At 70.8% G+C, this 20,117-nt stretch carries 18 protein-coding genes; 13 read left to right on the forward strand and 5 right to left on the reverse strand.

Annotated elements, in window-relative coordinates; genetic code table 11:
• Positions 1-44 precede the first annotated feature (44 nt).
• The 5 genes from atzF to ACIA3K_RS21550 are packed head-to-tail and all read left to right on the forward strand — an operon-like array spanning position 45 to position 5,329.
• Positions 45-1,841: an allophanate hydrolase gene (gene atzF, locus ACIA3K_RS21530; RefSeq protein WP_396803195.1), complete on the forward strand. Its 1,797-nt coding sequence runs from the start codon at positions 45-47 to the stop codon at positions 1,839-1,841.
• Positions 1,842-1,879: 38 nt separating this feature from the next.
• Positions 1,880-2,569 carry a cysteine hydrolase family protein gene (locus tag ACIA3K_RS21535; RefSeq protein ID WP_396803197.1) on the forward strand — a complete coding sequence of 230 codons (690 nt, stop codon included), beginning with the start codon at positions 1,880-1,882 and terminating at the stop codon, positions 2,567-2,569.
• 8 nt (positions 2,570-2,577) lie between these two features.
• Positions 2,578-3,270 carry a cysteine hydrolase family protein gene (locus ACIA3K_RS21540; protein ID WP_396803199.1) on the forward strand — a complete coding sequence of 231 codons (693 nt, stop codon included), beginning with the start codon at positions 2,578-2,580 and terminating at the stop codon, positions 3,268-3,270.
• A gap of 12 nt (positions 3,271-3,282) precedes the next feature.
• Positions 3,283-4,902: a regulator gene (locus ACIA3K_RS21545; RefSeq protein WP_396803201.1), complete on the forward strand. Its 1,620-nt coding sequence runs from the start codon at positions 3,283-3,285 to the stop codon at positions 4,900-4,902.
• Between the two features lie 40 nt (positions 4,903-4,942).
• Entirely contained in the window at positions 4,943-5,329 is a 387-nt protein-coding gene (locus tag ACIA3K_RS21550) for an AtzH-like domain-containing protein (protein ID WP_396803203.1), read from the forward strand.
• Between the two features lie 108 nt (positions 5,330-5,437).
• Here the strand turns inward: ACIA3K_RS21550 and ACIA3K_RS21555 are convergent, their stop codons facing one another.
• Both ACIA3K_RS21555 and ACIA3K_RS21560 read right to left on the reverse strand, forming a co-directional pair.
• Complete coding sequence (locus ACIA3K_RS21555) at positions 5,438-5,719, reverse strand: hypothetical protein (protein ID WP_396803205.1); 282 nt, start codon at positions 5,717-5,719, stop codon at positions 5,438-5,440.
• 12 nt (positions 5,720-5,731) lie between these two features.
• Positions 5,732-6,541 (reverse strand): hypothetical protein, encoded by an 810-nt coding sequence (locus ACIA3K_RS21560; protein ID WP_396803206.1) that lies wholly within the window; start codon positions 6,539-6,541, stop codon positions 5,732-5,734.
• Between the two features lie 600 nt (positions 6,542-7,141).
• On the opposite strand from ACIA3K_RS21560, the gene ACIA3K_RS21565 reads away from it, so the two are divergent.
• The 3 genes from ACIA3K_RS21565 to ACIA3K_RS21575 all read left to right on the forward strand — a co-directional run bounded on the left by ACIA3K_RS21565 (position 7,142) and on the right by ACIA3K_RS21575 (position 11,671).
• Complete coding sequence (locus ACIA3K_RS21565) at positions 7,142-8,605, forward strand: endo-1,4-beta-xylanase (protein ID WP_396803207.1); 1,464 nt, start codon at positions 7,142-7,144, stop codon at positions 8,603-8,605.
• Between the two features lie 168 nt (positions 8,606-8,773).
• Positions 8,774-10,558, forward strand: coding sequence for a hypothetical protein (locus ACIA3K_RS21570; protein ID WP_396803208.1), 1,785 nt, complete (start codon positions 8,774-8,776; stop codon positions 10,556-10,558).
• A gap of 39 nt (positions 10,559-10,597) precedes the next feature.
• Positions 10,598-11,671, forward strand: a complete 1,074-nt coding sequence (locus ACIA3K_RS21575) for a glycosyltransferase family 2 protein (RefSeq protein ID WP_396803210.1) — start codon at positions 10,598-10,600, stop codon at positions 11,669-11,671.
• Between the two features lie 16 nt (positions 11,672-11,687).
• Here the strand turns inward: ACIA3K_RS21575 and ACIA3K_RS21580 are convergent, their stop codons facing one another.
• Both ACIA3K_RS21580 and ACIA3K_RS21585 read right to left on the reverse strand, forming a co-directional pair.
• Positions 11,688-12,623 (reverse strand): hypothetical protein, encoded by a 936-nt coding sequence (locus tag ACIA3K_RS21580; RefSeq protein ID WP_396803211.1) that lies wholly within the window; start codon positions 12,621-12,623, stop codon positions 11,688-11,690.
• A gap of 103 nt (positions 12,624-12,726) precedes the next feature.
• Entirely contained in the window at positions 12,727-14,475 is a 1,749-nt protein-coding gene (locus tag ACIA3K_RS21585; RefSeq protein WP_396803212.1) for a cellulose binding domain-containing protein, read from the reverse strand.
• A 22-nt stretch (positions 14,476-14,497) separates the two neighbouring features.
• Between ACIA3K_RS21585 and ACIA3K_RS21590 the strand changes: the two genes are divergently transcribed.
• The 5 genes from ACIA3K_RS21590 (at position 14,498) to ACIA3K_RS21610 (ending at position 19,400) form a co-directional block, all read left to right on the forward strand.
• Positions 14,498-14,764, forward strand: a complete 267-nt coding sequence (locus ACIA3K_RS21590; protein WP_396803214.1) for a hypothetical protein — start codon at positions 14,498-14,500, stop codon at positions 14,762-14,764.
• Positions 14,765-15,338: 574 nt separating this feature from the next.
• A complete protein-coding gene (locus ACIA3K_RS21595; protein WP_396803215.1) occupies positions 15,339-16,904 on the forward strand; it encodes a polysaccharide lyase family 1 protein in 1,566 nt (521 codons plus the stop codon).
• Positions 16,905-17,107: 203 nt separating this feature from the next.
• Entirely contained in the window at positions 17,108-17,797 is a 690-nt protein-coding gene (locus ACIA3K_RS21600) for a TMEM175 family protein (RefSeq protein WP_396803217.1), read from the forward strand.
• Between the two features lie 82 nt (positions 17,798-17,879).
• Entirely contained in the window at positions 17,880-18,644 is a 765-nt protein-coding gene (locus ACIA3K_RS21605; RefSeq protein ID WP_396803219.1) for a GNAT family N-acetyltransferase, read from the forward strand.
• A 27-nt stretch (positions 18,645-18,671) separates the two neighbouring features.
• Positions 18,672-19,400 carry a tetratricopeptide repeat protein gene (locus ACIA3K_RS21610; protein WP_396803220.1) on the forward strand — a complete coding sequence of 243 codons (729 nt, stop codon included), beginning with the start codon at positions 18,672-18,674 and terminating at the stop codon, positions 19,398-19,400.
• 15 nt (positions 19,401-19,415) lie between these two features.
• Here the strand turns inward: ACIA3K_RS21610 and ACIA3K_RS21615 are convergent, their stop codons facing one another.
• A complete protein-coding gene (locus ACIA3K_RS21615) occupies positions 19,416-20,114 on the reverse strand; it encodes an NADPH-dependent F420 reductase (protein WP_396803221.1) in 699 nt (232 codons plus the stop codon).
• Positions 20,115-20,117: the final 3 nt, after the last annotated feature.

Below are 20,117 nucleotides of genomic sequence, written 5' to 3' on the forward strand. Positions count from 1 at the left end.
AGAGCGAGCCACCCGCTGTAACAGAACGGTCGACAATCGACTGTATGCCAGAGCCAGTCGGATCCATCTCGGACCTGCGAACGGCGTACCGCGACGGTCGTCTGACGCCGGCGGACCAGGTCGAACGCGTCCTCGACGGGCTCGCGGGAAGCGGCGACGGGCCGGTCTGGATCAGCACCGTGCCGGCCGACGAGCTACGGGCCCGCGCCGAGTCGCTGACCCGCCACGGCGACCCCACGTCCCCGCTGTACGGGATCCCGTTCGCGGTCAAGGACAACATCGACGTGGCCGGCATGGTCACCACGGCCGGCTGCCCCGACTTCGGATACGAGGCCGTCGAGGATGCGCCGGTCGTGCGCCGACTGCTCGACGCCGGCGCGCTGCTCGTCGGCAAGACCAATCTGGACCAGTTCGCCACGGGCCTGACCGGCTCCCGCTCGCCGTACGGCAGGTGCGAGAGCGTCTTCGGCGGCGGCCTCATCTCCGGCGGCTCCAGCTCCGGCTCCGCGCTCGCGGTGGCGGCCGGCCAGGTCAGCTTCGCCCTCGGTACGGACACCGCGGGCTCCGGCCGGGTGCCGGCGGCGCTCAACGGGATCGTCGGCCTCAAGCCCACCCGTGGTCTGCTCAGCACGGCCGGCGTGGTGCCCGCCTGCCGCTCGCTCGACTGCGTGTCGGTCTTCACGCCCGACGTGGCGGGCGCCGTCGACGTGCTGCACGCCGCCCGTGGCGTCACCACGGCCGACCCGTGGGGCCGTCCGTTACCGGCGGAGCGGGTGGTCGCCCGCATGCCGGGCACGCTACGCCTCGGGGTGCCCTGGGCAGAAGACCTCGAGTTCTTCGGTGACACCGGGCAGGAAGCCCGCTTCGCCGCCGGAGTGCAACTGCTGCGTACCCTCGTCGGATCTTTGCGGTCGGTGCCGCTCGGCGCCTTCTTCGCGGCGGGTGACCTGCTCTACCAGGGTCCCTGGGTGGCCGAGCGGCTCGTCGGCCTGGGCGACTTCCTGCGGTCGCGCCCGGAGTCGGTGTTGGCGGTCACCCGGGCCGTGCTGGACACCGGCGGGCGCTACGACGCGGTCGACGCCTTCCGGGGGCACCACCGCCTGCGTGAGCTGCGCGCCCAGGTCGACAAGCTCTGGCAGGACGTCGACGTGCTCGTCGTGCCCACCGTCGGCACCACGTTCACGCTCGACGAGATCGCCGAGGACCCGATCGGGCGTAACGCGATGCTGGGCCGCTACACCCAGTTCGCGAACCTGCTCGACCTGGCCGCGGTGACCGTGCCCAACGGCTTCACCCCCACCGGTCGGCCGGCGAGCCTCACCCTGCTCGGACCGGCGTTCAGCGACACCACCCTGGCCCGGCTGGCCGCCGACCTCACCACGGGCGGCGCGGCCAACCTGGACGTCGCGCCGCCGGCTCCACGGCCGACGGACGTGCTGATCGCCGTGGTCGGCCGGCACCTGAGGGGCGAATCCCGCAACGGCGAACTGCTCGGATACGGCGGAGCCTTCGCGGGAGCCGCCCGTACCGCGCCGCTCTACCGGCTCTACCGGATGGACACCGCCGACGGCGAGGGGCTGCCGGGGCTGGTCCGGGTCGCTCCGGACACCTCGGCCGGTCACCCGATCGAGGTCGAGCTGTGGCGGCTGCCCAGCGCCGCGCTCGGTGGGCTGCTGGCCGGCGTGCCGGCGCCCCTCTCGCTCGGTTGGGTCCGGCTGCACGACGGGCGGGACGTGCTCGGCTTCCTCTGCGAGGCGTACGCCGTCAGCCCGCCCGCCGAGGACATCAGCGCCAGTGGTGGGTGGCGGGCCTACCGCCGCTCCGCCGCCACCCGGCGGTGAAGCGGGCCGCACCAGCGATCACGACAGGAGGCGAGAGGATGGGAAGCATCGGGCCGGTACCGGCCAACCCCTACCCGTGGCCGTACGACGGTGTGGCCGACACCGCGCGTACCGCGCTGCTCTGCATCGACTGGCAGACCGATTTCTGCGGGCCGGGCGGATACGTCGATGCCATGGGCTACGACATCGGCCTCACCCGGGCCGGCCTGCCGGCCACCGCCCGGCTGCTGGAGCACGCCCGGTCGCTCGGGATGCTGATCGTGCACACCCGCGAGGGGCACGACCCCGACCTGTCCGACCTGCCGGCGAACAAGCGCTGGCGCTCGGCACGCATCGGCGCGGAGATCGGCGGGGCCGGTCCGGCCGGCCGGATCCTGGTCCGGGGCGAGCCCGGGTGGGAGATCGTGCCCGAGGTCGCCGCGCTGCCCGGCGAGGTGATCATCGACAAGCCCGGCAAGGGCGCCTTCTACGCCACCAACCTCGACCTCGTGCTCCGGACCCGGGGCATCACCCACCTGATCCTCACCGGCATCACCACCGACGTCTGCGTGCACACGACGATGCGCGAGGCGAACGACCGGGGTTACGAGTGCCTGATCCTGGCCGACTGCACCGGCGCCACCGACAAGGCCAACCACGAGGCCGCCCTGCACATGGTCACCATGCAGGGCGGCGTCTTCGGCTGCGTCGCCACATCCGACGACGTCATCGCCGCCACGGCGAAGTGAGGTGAGCCATGCCGACCATCGCCACCGCGCGACCCGGCCCCTACTCCTTCGACATCTCGACCACCGCTCTGCTCGTCATCGACATGCAGCGGGACTTCCTGGAGCCCGGCGGATTCGGTGAGAGCCTCGGCAACGACGTGAGCCAGCTCCGCCGTACCATCGCGCCACTCGCGGCCCTGCTGGCCGACGCCCGCGCCGTCGGCCTGGCCGTCGTGCACACCCGCGAGGGACACCTGCCCGACCTGTCCGACTGCCCACCCGCCAAGCTGAACCGGGGCGCCCCGAGCAAGCGGATCGGCGATCCCGGGCCCACGGGCCGGATCCTGGTCCGTGGCGAGTACGGCCACGACATCATCGACGAACTCGCGCCACTGCCCGGGGAACCGGTCATCGACAAGCCCGGCAAGGGCGCGTTCCACGCCACCGACCTGGACGTCCTGCTCGCCGGGCGGGGCATCCGCAGCCTCCTGGTCGCCGGGGTCACCACCGAGGTGTGCGTGCACACCACCGTCCGCGAGGCCAATGACCGGGGGTACGAGTGCCTCGTACTCGCCGACTGCGTCGGGTCCTACTTTCCCGAGTTCCACCGGGTCGGGCTCGACATGATCGCCGCCCAGGGCGGGATCTTCGGGTGGGTCGCCGACTCGACGCAGGTCCGCGCCGTGCTGCCCACCACATCCGCGTTGCAACCCTCCTCCTGACCGGGAGCAGCCATGGCCTTTACGAAGCCCACCGTCGTCCCGCTCCCGTTCTGGGTGCGCGGTGACACCAACGCGTTCTTCGGTTTCGGCGTCAACGTCCTGGTCAACGTGCTCACCCTGACCGGGCTCTGCATCGGGGTGGTGAAGCTGCCCGAGGGGGAGGTGTTCGGCACCATCCTGCCGGCGCTCGGCATCGCCCTGGTCGCCGGCAACATCTACTACACCTACCTGGCCCGCCGCCTGGCCCGTCGGGAGAACCGCACCGACGTGACGGCCCTGCCGTACGGGCCGAGCGTGCCGCACATGTTCATCGTCATCTTCGTCATCATGCTCCCGATCTACCTGCGCACCCAGGACCCGCTGCGAGCCTGGGAGGCCGGGCTCGCGTGGGCCTTCATCATCGGCGTGATCGTGCTGATCGGCGCGTTCGTCGGCCCCTACATCCGCCGGTACGCGCCCCGGGCGGCGCTGCTCGGCACGCTCGCCGGGATCTCGATCACCTTCATCTCGATGAACCCGGCCGGGCAGATGTGGCGGATGGCCTGGGTCGCCCTGCCGGTCTTCGCGCTGCTGCTGATCGGCCTGCTCACCGACACCAAGCTGCCGTTCAACTTCCCGATCGGGCTCGCGGCCCTGCTCGTGGGCACCGCGATCGGCTGGGCCGGCGGAGCGATGTCGGTGCCGGACGTGACGGCAGCCGCCCGGGACATCGCGGTCGCCGTACCCTCGTTCAAGCTGGACCTGTTGTTCACCGGGCTGTCCGACATGGCGCCGCTGCTGGCGACGGCCATCCCGCTCGGCGTCTACAACTTCACCGAGGGCATGACGAACGTCGAGAGCGCGGCGACCGCCGGGGACAACTACAACCTGCGCAGCGTGCTGCTCGCCGACGGCGCGGGCGCGGTGGTCGGCGCGGCGCTCGGCTCGCCGTTCCCGCCCGCCGTCTACGTCGGCCACCCGGGCTGGAAGGCTGCGGGTGGCCGCAGCGGTTACTCGATGGCGACCGGCGTGGTGATCGCCGTGCTCTGCTTCCTCGGCATGTTCGGACTGCTCGCGGCGATCTTCCCGACGGCGGCCATCGTGCCGATCCTGCTCTACATCGGCCTGCTGATCGGGGCGCAGGCGTTCCAGGCGACGCCCCGGGCGCACGCCGCGGCCGTGGTCGCCGCGCTGGTGCCGAACATCGCGGCCTGGGCGACCGGGCAGATCGACAACGCGCTGGCGGCGGCCGGCACCAGCGCCGCCGCGGTGGGCGACGACGCGCTCAACGGCGCCGGTGTGGTGTACGACGGGCTGCTGGTGCTGGGTCAGGGCGCCATCCTCGCCGGCCTGGTGCTCGGCGCGGTGGTGGTCTTCGTCATCGACAAGCGGTTCGTCCGCGCCGCGATCTTCGCCGGCTCGGGCGCGGTGCTGTCGTTCGTCGGGCTGATACACGGCGAGCGGGTCGAGTGGAACGCCAACGGCCAGGTGGCGCTCGGCTACCTCTTCGTCGCGGTGATCTGCGCGATCTTCGCGCTCGGTCGCCCCACGCCACGCGAACCGGACCCGGCGGAGGCGGAGTTGGACGAGGCGTCCGTGTCGGCCAACGATCGGGCGGCCGACGAGCAGCAGACCGCGGCGGCGCGTGGCTGAGCCGCCGGGCCGACCCGACCGAATGGAGAGGACGGACCGGATGGAGATCGATCGCGGGGACGTGGTCGCCGAGGTGGCGGCGGCGTTCGCCGGATACGAACGGGCGCTCGTCGACGGTGACGCCGAGGCGATCTGCGGGTACTTCTGGGACTCCGACCGGACGGTGCGGTTCGGCCTCGCCGACCATCAGTACGGGCTGGAGGAGCAGCGCAAGTGGCGGGCCGCGCAGCCACCGCTGCCGGCCGGCCGCCGGCTGGTCGAGACGAGGGTCAGCACGTTCGGCGCGGACCTCGCGGTCGTGACGACCCGATTCGGGTACGCCGACAGCTTCGCCACGGGACGGCAGACCCAGACCTGGGTACGCCTGCCCGTCGGTTGGCGGATCGTCACCGCCCACGTCTCCGAGCCCGCGCCGAACCTCGACTGACCGGTCGACGAGCCGGCACCGGCCGGACGTGGTCGCAGCGCCAGCGTGGCAGGCGGTCGACCGCACGACGAAGCGCCCCGTCCGCGGTGGACGGGGCGCTTCGTGGTGTCAGCCGGACGGCGTGCCGGGCGTCGGACGGTCCTCGTCGCCACGGGGCAGCGGCGCGGCCACCTCGATCCGGGGTGACCGGTCCGGCGGAAGGTGGGTGAGGTCGGCGATGACGACCACGTCCACCTCGCCGTCGACCATCTTCTGCTCGACGGTCTCCCACGGTGCGCGGATGATCCCGTTCAGCCGGTAGTCATGTCGGCGCAGGTGGGTCAGACACGTCGCGATGGCGTGTTCCGACGGCTCGATGTCGGCGGGTACCCAGATGATGGCTAGCTCCATGATCTCTCCTGATCAACGTCGCGGACGTGGATGGGTGATCAGGAGCTGCCGGGGTGGCGGGGGACCCCGCTGGACGGGTCGACTGGTGGCGCGACTGTCGAAGGGACCGACGGCGTGCCCTCGGCGCAGCGGCCCGACGGACGGCGGCGCGTCGGTCGCCAACGCCGCCAGGTCGGCGCCCCCGGCGCCGGTGCTGCTGGGCGCGGACACGAATGCCAGCGCCAGCGCAGGTTGCGCCGGTAGCGGACGAGGGATCGGGATCGGCGGTCGTGACGGTTCGGCCGTCATCGCCGCCCGCCTGCGCACCGGCACGCGACGGTCGGCGGCGTCGGCGCGGGATGCCCGCACCGTCAGCGGTGCCGACGACGGCGGGGTGGCGCGCGTGGTCGAGGAGGTGACCGCCGTCCCCGCGTCGGGTGGCGGGGACGATCGCCGGGTACGGGGTGCCCGGGCGGGCGTGGCAGCCGTAGGTTCGCCCGTCGGAGTCGGTGGCGCGGTGAGGATCGGCAGCGGCAGGGAGATGGCGGTCGGCAGAGGGACTGCCGTCGGCACTGGGACTACCGTCGGCACTGGGACTGCCGTCGGCAGGGGCAGGGGGAGCGCCGTCGGCAGGGGCAGGTCGATGGGCGGCGGAGTGTCGAGCAGGTCCCGCGCCCGCGATCCGACGATGCCCGCAGCGGCGGCGGTCTCCACCGGTCCGGTCGGCGTCGGGGTCGGCTCGGCGGAGGCGGGCTCGGCGCCCAGGGCGGCCGCGAGCGCGGCCGCGCCGAGGGCCACCGCGCCGAGGGCCACCGGCGGTGGGCAGTGCTTCGGCGGCGTCACGTGGGTGCCGCCGACCGCCGGGTCGGATCGGCCCCGGCACGTCGACGCCCCCGCCGGAGCGGTCGCTCGTCGACCCGCGGCGTACCACCCATGCACGGAGTGTTGCCCCTCGGGAACTCGGGCTACACCTGTCGCCGGCGGATCGACGTCTCGCACGGTGAGGGGGCGGGGCGGGCTGGCCCTGTGAGCGATAACAAGGATCGCTTCCATCGATGCCGCCGCAGGCTCCGGCGGCTGCGCCCCCGTGGCAGCATCGTCGTGAGTCGATGTGGTCGGGGCGGTGTATGTCCGGCTCGTTACGTCTTGACGAACAGCATGTTATCGCTCACTCTCGATGCAGAGGTCGGCGGCGTCGGTGGCTCACCGGGCGAGTCCCGTGGTCGCGCCTCGACGCACGGCGTCCCTACGGGCAACGGACGCCGTCTCAGGACTCGTGCGGTTCCCGGCGAACGCCGGCCGATTCCGCGTGTGCCGGTGCGAGGTGGCCCAGGATGACCGTCCCGGATTCCTTGGCCCAGCCGGCGCGCGCCGTCGGGAACAGGTCGTCCTGAGCGAAGTGGCACATCACCACCGCCGATGCACCCACTGAGAAGGATCGACATGAGACCTAGAAAAGCTCTGCTGGCGACGGCGACCCTCGCAGTCGCGCTGACCGCGGGCATGACGGTCGCGCTGGCACCCATGGCCAGCGCCGGAACGACGTTGAAGGCGTCGGCGGCCGAGAAGGGCCGCTACTTCGGCGCTGCCGTCGCGACGGGCAAGCTCTCCGACAGCCAGTACACCAGCATCCTGAACGGCGAGTTCAACAGCGTCACCCCCGAGAACGAGATGAAGTGGGACGCCACCGAGCCCCAGCAGGGTCGGTTCAGCTACACCGGGGGCGACCGTCTCGTCAGCCACGCCCAGGCCAACGGCATGAGCGTGCGCGGGCACGCCCTGCTGTGGCACGCCCAGCAGCCGGGTTGGGCGCAGGGCATGTCCGGCACCGCGCTGCGTAACGCCGCGATCAACCACGTCACCCAGGTCGCCACCCACTTCCGGGGCAAGATCTACGCCTGGGACGTGGTGAACGAGGCGTTCGCCGACGGCGGCTCCGGCGGGCGGCGCGACTCGAACCTGCAGCGTACCGGCAACGACTGGATCGAAGCGGCGTTCCGCGCCGCCCGTGCCGCCGACCCGGGCGCCAAGCTCTGCTACAACGACTACAACACCGACGGCATCAACGCCAAGTCCACCGGCATCTACAACATGGTCCGCGACTTCAAGTCCCGCGGCGTGCCGATCGACTGCGTCGGCTTCCAGTCCCACCTCGGCACCACGCTGGCCAGCGACTACCAGGCCAACCTGCAGCGCTTCGCCGACCTCGGCGTCGACGTCCAGATCACCGAGCTGGACGTGATGACCGGCTCCAACCAGGCCAACATCTACGCCTCCGTGACCCGCGCCTGCCTCGCCGTCGCGCGCTGCACCGGCATCACCACCTGGGGCGTACGGGACAGCGACTCCTGGCGCGGTGACGACAACGCCCTGCTGTTCGACCGGTCGGGCAACAAGAAGGCGGCGTACACCTCCGTCCTGAACGCCCTCAACGCGGGCAGTGGCACCCCGACCACCCCGCCTCCGGGCTCGCCGGTGGACACCACCGCCTGGTACGTCCTGATCAACCGCAACAGCGGCAAGGCGCTGGACGTGTACGAGCGGGCGACCACCGATGGCGCCCGGATCGACCAGTGGACCCGCAACGACGGCGCGTGGCAGCAGTGGCAGTTCGTCGACTCGGGTAGCGGCTACTACCGACTGAAGTCCCGTAACTCCGGCAAGGTGCTGGACGTCTACAACCGCTCGACCGCAGACTCCGCGGCGGTCGTGCAGTGGACCGACGGCAACGGCACCAACCAGCAGTTCCGGCTGGCGGATTCCGGGGGCTACGTGCGTCTCATCAACCGCAACAGCGGCAAGGCCGTCGAGGTGCAGGGCGCGTCCACCGCCGACGGCGGCAACGTCGTGCAGTACGCGGACTGGGGCGGCAACAACCAGCAGTGGCAGTTGGTCAGGATCGGCTGACCACCCGTCGATCGAATCGGCGCGGTGGCGCGGACGCTCGTCGTCCGCGCCACCGTCTCCGCTCCCCGCAGCGTCTATTGGTATGCGGCCGTTGCGTCGTGCGCGAGAACACGCCACGCTTCGGACAGCAGATGGACAAGCCCGGCACTATTGGAGAGCATCAATTTCATGATTATCCGGTCCGCCACCCCGCCACCAACCTCGGAAGACGTGACCCCCGACGAGATCCCCGAGGATCGGCCACCGGCCGACTGGGGTCGTTGGAACTGGGCGCGTTCCGAATGGACCGTGGCGGTCGCGGCGAGCCTGCTACTGGCGGTGGTGCTGACCTGGCCGACCCTGCGCCACCCGGCGACCACGATCCCCGGCGACCTGGGTGATCCGCTGTTGCAGGCGTGGCAGGTCGCCTGGTCGGGGCACGCCCTGCTGAACAGCCCGGCCGACCTCTGGAACTCGAACACGTTCTACCCCGAGACGTACACGTACGCCTACAGCGACACCCTGCTCGGGTACGCCCCGATGGGGATGCTCGGCTCCGGCTTCACGGCCGCCGTGATCCACTACAACCTTCTGTACGTGCTGCTGCACGCGCTGGCGTCGTTCGGAGCGTACGCCCTGGCGCGGCAGCTCGGCTCGAATCGGTGGGGCGGCGCGGTCGCCGCCGTCGCCTGGGCGTACGCGCCCTGGCGGCTGGCGCACTCGGGGCACCTGAACATCCTGTCCAGCGGGGCGATCGCGCTGTCGCTGGCCATGTTGGCCCGTGGTCACGGCTGGTCGCTGCGCCACGGGTACCGGCCCGAGCTGCGCAGGCCGGGCTGGGCGGTGGCCGGGTGGCTCGTCGCCGCCTGGCAGATCAGCCTCGGGTTCGGCATCGGCCTGCCGCTCGTCTACTTCCTGCTGGCCGCGGTCCTGGTGGCGGCCGGCTGCTACGGCTGGTCCTGGTGGCGCAAGCGGGAACGCCCTCCGTTCGGCCGGCGTCTGCTGATCGCGGATCTCGTCGGCGGCGGGGTGTTCGGGCTGGTGACGCTGCTGCTGGGCATGGTCTACCTGCGCGTCGTCGACCTCAATCCGCAGGCCGAGCGGACGCTGGACTGGACGAAGATGTTCTCGCCCCCGCTGATCGGGTTCGTCACCGCGCCCGCCGACTCGTGGTTGTGGGGTGAGCGGCACGCCGGCGCGCGCGAGCAGTTGTCCTGGCCCCCGGAGATGGCGCTGCTGCCGGGGATGATGGTGATCGGGCTGGCCGCGGCGGGGCTGTTCCTCTCGGCGTACCCGATGCGGCACCGGGTCGCGCTGGGGCTCGGCGTGGTCGGCACCGTGCTGCTGGGTCTGGGCGCCACCCTCGGCGGTGACGGGGACCCGGGCTACCTGACCCTGTCCACGCTCCTGCCCGGCTGGGACGCGTTGCGGACGCCCGGCCGGATGATGCACTGGACGAGCCTGCTCCTCGCGGTGCTGGCCGCCGGCGCGGTGACCGCCCTGGCCGAGTCGCTGCGGCAGTCCACGCCCCGCCAGTGGGCGCGGACCCTCACGCCGCTGGTCCTGCTGATTCCCCTGACGGTGGTCACCCTGGAAGGCGTCAACTCCACGCCCCACCCGACCGTGCCGCAGCCGCCGGCCGCGATGCGGACGGTGCAGGATCCGATCCTCGTGCTGCCGGCCGGGGGAGTGGGCGACCTGACGTACATGTTGTGGACGACCGACGGTTTCCCCCGCGTGACGAACGGTCTGGCCGGCTTCGAGCCGGTCAGTCAGGCGCAGACCCGTACGGCGGTGGCGTCGTTCCCCGACCCGGTCAGCGTCGCGCACCTACGGGGGATCGGTGTGCGGTCGGTGGTCGTCGTGCCGAGCCGTGCCGTGGGAACGCCGTGGGAGAGCATCGCGACCCGACCCATCGACGGGTTGGGCATCACCCGGGAGGATCTCGATGGCACGCTGGTCTACCACCTCTGACCGCGGGGGCGGCGGATGCCCGGGTACGGGCGGGGTGAGGTGACGAGCATGCGACTGTCCGTCGTGGTGCCCTGCTTCAACGAGGAGGCGTCGGTCGAGCGGCTGCACGAGACCGTGTGCGCCGCCCTCGCCGAGCTGCCCGACGTCGAGGTCGAGGTGGTGTACGTCGACGACGGCAGCGAGGACGGCACTCTCGAGGCGCTGCGCCGGCTCGCCGCCGCCGATCCGACCGTCTGCTACACGTCGCTGAGCCGTAACTTCGGCAAGGAGGCGGCGATGCTCGCCGGGTTGCAGCGCGCCACCGGTGACGCGGTCGTCATCATGGACGCCGACCTGCAGCATCCGCCCCGGCTGCTGCCGGAGATGGTGACGCTGTACCAGCAGGGCTTCGACCAGGTGATCGCCCGGCGGGACCGGCGCGGCGACCGGTTCGTCCGCATGGTCGCCTCCCGGTCCTTCTACCGCGTGATCAACTGGTGGATCGACGTGCGCCTCCAGGACGGCGCGGGCGACTTCCGCCTGCTGTCCCGGCTCGCGGTGGACGCGATACTGGCGATGCCCGAATACAACCGCTTCTCCAAGGGCCTGTTCTCCTGGATCGGCTTCCGTACCGCCGTCGTCGCCCACCCCAACGAGACCCGGCAGGCCGGGCGGAGCAGGTGGACGCTCAGCAAGCTCTTCAACTACGCGTTCGACGGCCTGTTGTCGTTCAACAACCGGCCGCTTCGCCTGGCCATCTACGGCGGCCTGTTCCTCACCCTCATCGCGCTGGCCTACATGGCGTGGGTCGTCGCCGATGCCGTCGAGAAGGGTATCGACGTTCCCGGCTACACGACGATCATCGTCAGCGTGATCGGGCTCGGCGGCATCCAGATGACGATCCTCGGCGTGATCGGCGAGTACATCGGCCGGATCTACTACGAGACCAAACGTCGACCGCACTACCTGGTGCAGGAGACCGAGTACCTCCTGGCCGAGACCGGCGAGGCGTCGCGGCGGCCGGTGCCGCCCGCGCCGCGCTCTCCGGTACGGGGGCAGCGGGTGACGTTGGCCCGGGAGTATCCCCTCTCCCGGCCGGCGTCCGGTCGGCCTGACGACCGCGACCGGAGCTGAGGGGGCCTGCGGCCGATCACCGGCCGCAGGCCCGGCACGCCGTGCGGGTACGCAGGTGGTAGTCGCTCGACGCGACGAGGAGGCCGAGCCCCAGCAGGCAGTACGCCGACATGGCCACCCAGAGGAATGCGTCGGAGAACTCACTGGCCGATCCGGACGCCACCTGCGCCATCCCCATGCCGAAGTAGGCGACGATGGCCGCCCCGAGCCCGAAGCCCGGCACCAGCAACAGCCGACGGGGGATCCTACGGCCGGCGAGCAGGGGCACCCAGCGCGGCCAGACCTCACCCCAGGAGTGCACCAGCGCCAGCGGCAACAGCACCCCGGCCAGCACCAGACCGATCTCCAACCCGATGATGGAGGCGTTCTGCGTGAGGTCGTCGAAACCCACCACGGCCTGTGCCGCGAAACGGGTCACGAGCCCGGCCACCGCCACGTACGCTCCCCAGCGCGCCCATGGCGCGGGTGCCACGCGCCGCCGACCGGGTCGGATCGTCCGGCAGCAGTCGGGACACTCGCCGCGGGTCCGGCGCTGATAACCGAAGACGGCCAGGCCGAGAAGGGCCGCGCCGGTGGCACAGGCGAGCCGACTGGCGAACGCCAGCGGGTTGAAGGACGGGCCGGGCGCGAGCAGCAGCAGGCTTACCAGTTCCGGCAGCAGGATCGCCGCCGCCGCGACCAACGCGCCGGCGACCGTCCAGGCCAGTCCCGCGAGCGCCGGTCGCCAGGTCGTCGCACGGTCCAGGGCGACCGCCACCGCACCTGCGGCCAGGCACAACGCCACCGACCACCAGCCGGTGAAACCGAGCAGGTCCAACCCGAACGGTGGGAACTCCGGCGCCTCACCGACCGTCCACGCCAGACGTAGGCCGCCGTAGGCCACGGCCCAGCCGAGCAGGGCGTACGTCAGGCCGTGGCCGCTGCTGCGGGTGCGGGGCGCCGTCGTCGTCATGCCTGTGATCCTCGCGGCGCCCACGCCGCCGGGCTTCCCTCCGGTCGGGGAAGGCGCTCCCCAACCGGAGGGAAGTGGCTCATGCTGGCCGCCTCGCGACGGGTCAGAGCGTGAACACGAGGGTCGAGATGCTCCGTGCGCCGACGTTGATGGTTGCCTGGCCTCCGTTCACGCTCGTCGGCTGGCTCGCCGCGTTGGCGTTCTGCGAGGTCAGGTAGTACTCCGCCTTGCTGACGTTCTGCGGGGCCTGGATCACGGCGTTGTTGACCGCGCTGTTCGAGCGGTTGAGGATGACCAGCGTGATCTTGCCGTCCCCCTGGTAGGCCGTCACCTCCAGCGGGGACGCCTTGGAACTCTTGGTCAGGGCCACCCGCTGGTAGCCTGGCCGGACGTACTTGGCGTACTGGGAGAACGCGTACCCGCGCTTGAGCGGGGCGCCGGCCGTGGTGCCGTAGGCCGCCTCGCCGTCACCGATGAAGGAGTAGTAGCGCTTGCCGTACCACCAGATGTAGGCGCTCCAGTTGGCCTCCATCGACCGGTGCACCGTCCGCATGATGTCGTCGAGCGTCTCGTTCCAGACGGCCAGGTTGCTGGGGTTGCCCCAGATGTTCGAGCCGCCGCCGTCCGCCGCGTGCAGGTTCCACTCGGTCATCCACACCGGCTTGTTGTACTGGGCGGCCAGGTTGTACGGCGCCAGCCGTCCTGCGGACTCGGTGCCGTACAGGTGGCCGCCGATGTAACCGATGTTGTTGCGGGCGGTCGCGTCGTTCAGGGTGGGGTCGGTGTAGCCGTAGTTCAGGTTGACCGCCTCGGCGACCATCAGCTTGCTGTTCTGCACCTTCGAGCCCTGGTCGCGGACGAAGGTGCGCAGCTCGGTGCCGCTCCAGTCCATCGAGTCGTAGTCGGGGTGCCAGTCCGGCTCGTTCTGCACGGACGTGACGTCGATGGTCACACCCTGACCCCGCATGTACTGCACATAGCTGTTCAGATGGTTCGCGTAGTCGTCGTAGTAGTCGGTCTTCAGCTTCCCGCCGTTGACCCTGCTGTTGTTGGTCTTCCACGCGGCGGGCGCGGTCCACGGCGAGGCGAGGATCTTCACGTTCGACCCGTACGCCTTCGCCGTCTTCAACGAGTTGACGTGGGTCGCCCATTCGCTGGACTCCGGCGAGAGGCCGGTACGCACGATGGACAGGCCGAGCTGGTTGGCGCCCAGCCCGACCAGCGTCTGGGTGTCGGTGGTCGACCAGGCGCTACCCCAGATGGACTGGGCGGCTCCGAACCCGTCGACGGTCTGGTACCTGGTGTTGCTGTTCACCGTGATGTCGGCCGGGCCGGTGGGCGGTGGTGTGGTCGGTGGCGGCGTGGTCGGCGGCGGTGTCGTCGGCGGCGGTGTCGTCGGGGCCGGCGTGGTCGGGGCCGGTGTCGTCGGCGTCGTCCCGCCGGTGCACGTCACGCCGTTGAGCGCGAAACTGGACGGAGCGGGGTTGCTGCCCGTCCACGAGCCGTTGAAGCCGAACGACACGGTGCCGTTGGTCGCGATGGCGCCGTTGTAGCTGACGTTCCTGGCGGTGACCGCGGCGCCGCTCTGGGTCAGAGTCGTGTTCCAGGCCTGCGTGACGGTCTGTCCGGCGCTGTAGGACCAGGTCAGCGTCCAACTGCTGACCGGGTCGCCGAGATTGGTGATGTCGACGCTCGCGCCGAAGCCGCCCTGCCACTGCGATGGCACGGTGTAGTTCACGGCACAGCCGGCGGCTGCGGCGCCGGCGGGCGCGGCCAGTGCGACCGCCGTCGACGCCAGCAGGACAGCGCCCGCCGACACCAGGGCGGCGTTGGTGACCCTTCGTTTTCTCATCAGACTTCTCCCGAGGTGGGTGGTGGCGGCCGACGCGTCCGGGCTGGTCGGTGCGGAGAGCGTCGGGCGGTACGTCAGGCGTCGCCGGGAGCGCTCCCAGGCACGCGCGGCGGGACTGTCGGATCTGCTGTCCAGATCAGCCGGGCCCGTCACCCCCGACCTGCGGTCGCCGAGCCCGACGCCGCGACGATTCGCGGAGGGGGCCACCGGGGGAACGCCGGTGCGGCGGCCGGGAGTCGACGCCGGATCGGCCCTCGCGCCGGCGGTGCTGCTGGGGCGCGACGAGTGACGATGCGACGAGCGGGTCCGGCGGGGCTGCGGCACCCTCCTTTGTCGACCGGCTCGTGGGGCGGCCGCTCTGCTCATTCGCGGCTCGCGGGTGAGTGCCGCACAGCGAACGCGCGAAACAGTTTCTCGTAGCCAGGAATTTATTTCTTTCAATCTCCCTTGTCAACGCCACCCCACCCACCCCCACCCCTCCCCGCCCTCCCTCCCCGCCCCCACCCCGGCGATCATGAAGTTGTTGTCGTGGTTGTCGGCGTGTCGCGGCGATAACTTCATGATCACCGGAGCCTGAGAGGGCGTGCTGCAACAAACCTGCAAACGGTAGGTGTTGCTTCCCGGAAAACGCTTTCCTACGATCGTGTCACGTCGATGTTTCGTCCTCGGACCTATTGGGTGCGCCTCGGGGCGCTGCCGGTCGCGTGCCGCTTGGCCAGCGGCTCCGCCTCCGACGTCAGGGTGGCGGCATTGCCGACAATCGATGCGTAATTGATTGTCGCCTATTCCGGGTTGCGCGACGACGGGTCGTCCGACGCCTTCCAGCATCGACGCGTCACTCGATTCTTCGAAAGTGAGGCGAGATGAGACGAGCACTCGTACGCCGTCTTCCGGCGGCACTCGTGACGGTGGCCGTCGGGGTCGCGGCCGGCGTGACTCTCCTGGGTCCCCGGCCGGCCGCGGCGGTGGGCACCGCCACCGGTTACGCCACCCAGAACGGCGGGACCACCGGTGGCGCGGGAGGACAGACGGTGCGCGCCAGTACGGGCACCGCGATCCACGCGGCCCTGTGCGGACGGGCCAGCAGCAGCACCCCGCTCACCATCGAGGTCACCGGGACGATCAACCACGGCAACACCAGCAAGGTGTCGGGATCGAGCTGCAGCACGGCGGACGGCGTGATCGAGCTGAAGCAGATCAGCAACGTCACCATCATCGGGGTCGGCAGTGGAGCCGTCTTCGACCAGGTGGGCATCCACATCCGCGACTCCCGCAACATCATCATCCAGAACGTCACGGTCCGGAACGTCAAGAAGTCGGGTTCGCCGACCTCCAACGGCGGGGACGCCATCGGCATGGAGAGCACCGTCCGCAACGTCTGGGTCGACCACGTCACGCTGGAAGCGTCCGGCGGGGAGTCGGAAGGGTACGACGGCCTCTTCGACATGAAGAACGACACCCAGTACGTGACCCTGTCGTACAGCATCCTGCGCAACTCGGGGCGCGGTGGTCTCATCGGGTCCAGTGAGAGCGACCTGTCGAACGGCTTCGTCACGTTCCACCACAACCTGTACCAGAACATCGATTCCCGTACGCCGTTGCTGCGCGGCGGCGTCGCCCACATCTACAACAACAGCTACGTGAGCCTGAACGAGTCCGGTATCAACTCCCGGGCCGGCGCCCGAGCCAAGGTCGAGAACAACCACTTCCGCGACTCGAAGGATGTCCTGGGCACCTTCTACACCGACGAGCGCGGCTACTGGCAGGTCAGCGGCAACATCTTCGACAACGTCACCTGGTCCACCCCCGGCAGCGACAACTACCCCGCCGGCCCCAATCCGACGTCCACCACCACCGTCAGCATTCCGTACGCGTACCGGCTGGACGGCGCGAGCTGCGTGCCGAACGTCGTCGGCCAGACGGCGGGCGCCAACACCGGCCTGCGGGTGTCCGACGGAAGCTGCTCGCCGCAGACGCCGGCGCCCACCACGCCACCGCCCACCACGCCACCGCCCACCACGCCACCGCCGACCACGACGCCGCCGACCACGACGCCACCCAGCGGGACGAATCTCAGCCTGGGCGCCGGCGCGGACGGTTCCAGCAAGGCCAGCGGCACCAGCTACGGCAACGTGCGCGACGGCGACATCGTCACCTACTGGTCGCCGGCCGGCTCGACCGGTTCGATCTCGATCAAGTGGGGATCCGCCACACGGGTGTCCCGCGTGATCATCCGGGAGCCCTCCGGGACCCAGGGCTCCATCGGGTCCTGGCAGCTCGTCAACCACGACACCGGTGCCGTCCTGGCCTCCGGTGCGGGCGCGGGTGCGATCACGTTCGCCGCGACGACGCTGAGCAAGGTCACTTTCAAGATCAACAGCTCCAGTGGTACGCCTCGGGTCGGCGAGTTCGAGACGTACGCCGGCTGACCATCGAGTGTCGCGCACGTGGTGAGGGGCGGCATTCCGCAGAGGTATGAATGTGACCCCTGAGGAATGCCGTTCTTCAACCCGTCGCCATGGCGGGCCGGCGACGGCCCGTCGCGGTGCTGAAGACCGACGACCGGCTCAGGCCGGGTGCCGCGACCCGAAACCACGTTCGGTTGTCGCGGCGTCACTGTTAGCATGCGGCAATGTCCGCAGGTCAACGGGGGATCCAGGCAGGCGACGGCGATCCCGCGGTGACCGACGCGGGTCGGCTGGCGGCGTTCAGCGACGGCGTGTTCGCCATCGTCATCACCCTGCTGGTGCTCGACCTGCGGGTACCGGATTTCCACGAGGGCGGGCTGGCCGAGGGTCTTCTCGGCGAAGGGCCGTCGTACCTGGCCTTCGTCGTGTCGTTCATCTACGTCGGGGTGCTCTGGCTCAACCATCACGCCGTGCTCCAGTTGGTGCGGGGCACCACCCCGGCGTTCAGCTCGATCAACCTCGGCATTCTCTTCGGCGTGGTGATCATTCCCTTTCCCACCGCGGTCCTGGCGTCGGCGCTGGCCGACGGCAACACGGACGACCTCCGGGTGGCCGTCGTCCTGTACGCGTTCGCCGCCTCGCTGATGTCGGCGCCCTGGTGGGTGCTCTTCTCCTATGTCCGCCGCCACCCGGCGCTGCGGGCCGACGCCATCGGCCAGGACCAGGTACGGGTGCAGGAGCTGCGCCCGATCGTCGGCCTGGTCCTCTACGGCCTGACCGGTCTGCTCGGCTGGCTGGTGAACCCGTTCCTCGGCCTGATCGGCGTGGTCGTGATGATCATTTTCCACGGGGCCACCAGTCAGGGGCTCCGCTCCGGGCGGTGGTGGCCGGGGCGCGACACCCACCGACGCTGACCCCAGCGCACCTCGATTCGCGCAGGTCGCGGCGTTGCGGCTATGTTTGCGCACGCTCGGGGGAGCGTCAGGGGGAAAGAGCATGAACATCATCGGCGATCGGATGGCGGCGGCGTACGACGAGGCCATCGAAGGTCTCTGCGGGGCGACGCCCAAGGGGCACTACGCGCGGCGGGGCACCGCCCGCGCGGCGGTGACCCAGGCGGGAGTGGCGACGCTGAACGCGGCGTACGACCTGTCACGGGAACCGGATCTCGAAGCCCTGCACGAGATGGCGGTTGAGGTTTCCGGGCAGGTGGAAGCGTGGTCGATCATGGTCCGGGTCGACGCCGACGCCGACGGCGCGGTGGCCGATCTCGCAACCCGCCACGGGCTCACCACGCGCAGAGAGCTGCCCCTGCTGGCCTGCGGGGTGGACGAATTGGTCCTCCGTGCGGACGAGGCGCAGCGCGAGCGCGTACGGCAGGTCGGCGCGGCGGACAGCGATCGGTACACGGACGTCCTGACCAGGGGCTTCGAGGTGCCGGACGGTCTGTTCGGATCGCTGATGGGGGGCGCGGTGCTCGACGCCGAGCGGATCGACGGCTACCTGTACGAGGAGGACGGCCAGGCGCTCGGCACCGGTATGGGGATGCGCCACCGCGGTGTGGTCGGCGTGTTCAACATCGCTGTCGTCCCGGACGCGCGTGGTCGCGGTCTGGGCCGCGCGATCACCGAAAAAGTGGTGCGTGATGCCATCGCCGCCGGCGCGGACGCGGCGTACCTGCAGTCCAGCGCGCTCGGCCGGCCGCTGTACGAGTCGATGGGCTTCCGTTTCCAGGAGAACTGGATCGCCTTCCATGCCTGAGCAGCCGTCCAGCGGGGGAGGCCAATCGTGAGCTTCAGTGACGACGTCCGCTCGGCCTTTCGCCGGGGGGAGAGCGACGCGGTGGTACGGATGAGTACGGCGGAGATCGAGCGTGCTCGGGCCGCCGGCGACGCGGCGGGTGAGGTGGAGGCCCGCTACAGCCTGGCCCGGGTGGCGATTCGTGGCGGCGACCTGGCGCTCGGGGAGACGCGGGCGCGCGAGGCCCTCGACGTCGCGGTGCGCTCGGGTGACCGCGCGCTCCAGGAGCGGCCGAGGCACGTGCTGGCGGCGGTGGCGCGGATGGCCGGCGACCTGGACCGGGCACGGGACCTGTATCGCGAGAGCATCGCGCTGAACGAGTCGCTGGGCCGACCGGAGACGGTGAATTCCGAGACGCACAACCTGGCCTTCTGCGAGCTGGGTCTCGGTAACCTCGCCGAGGCGCGGAGGCTGTTCGCCCTGAGTCGTACCCGGGTGTTCCAGCACGGCTGGGACGACTTCGTGCCGTACGTCTGCGTGGCGGGCGCGGCGCTCGCGTCCGCCGAGGGTGACCATTCGCGGGCGGCGCTCATGGTCGGCCTGGCGGACGCGGCGTTCGCGGCGATTGGTCAGGTTCCGGATCCGGACGACGCGGCCGACCTCGCCGCCGTGCGCGACGCCGCGGTCGGGGCGCTCGGCCCCGCCGCCTACGCCGCTGCGCAGGAGCGGGGTCGGCAGCTCGATCCTCGTACGGCGTTCGACGACGACGAGCGCTGAGACGCCGGGGGGCGGTCAGGCCGACCGGGCGGCGGCCACGGCCTGGCCGCGCTCCGACTCGGGAAAGCGCCGGAGCATGGCCCGTACCTCGTCGGCGCTGACGTTGGCGCCGAACAACTCGCTGCCCGGTTCGAGGCGTACGCCCTCGGCGAGCGGGCCGGCGACGACCGGATCGAAGCCGAGGGCGTCCACCAGCGAGGCCACCGGAGCGAGGTCGGCCTCGTCGTCGCCGGCGATCGCGATGGCCTTGCGTCCGGCCGTGCCGGCCGGCCGGGCCCCGTCCTCGAGATCGTGGTAGCCCATGTGGTTGAACGCCTTGACGACCCGCGATCCGGCCAGGAAGGCCTGGACGATCTCGCTGGACGAGGTGCGCGGATCGGTCAGGTCGTCGCGGATGCCGTCGATTTCCCACCAGTAGTTCATCGCGTCGACGACGAGCTTGCCCCGCAGCGCCTCGGCGGGCAGCGCGCGGTACTTGCCCAGCGGCAGGGCGAGGACGACGATGTCGGCGTCCGCCACGGCGTCGACGGCGGTGGTCGCCACCGCTCCGGGCGTCAGCACCTCGATGGTCAGGGCGATCTTCGCCGGATCGCCGGAGCCGGCGACGAGCACCCGGTAGCCGGCGGCGAGCGCGAGCCGGGCGAGGACGGTGCCCACCTTGCCGGCGCCGAGGATGGCGAGGGTCCGTGGTCGGTCGGTACCGCTGTCGTTCATGTC

Origin of the sequence: Micromonospora sp. NPDC051543, from assembly GCF_044454415.1 — a bacterium.
Classification (GTDB): domain Bacteria; phylum Actinomycetota; class Actinomycetes; order Mycobacteriales; family Micromonosporaceae; genus Micromonospora.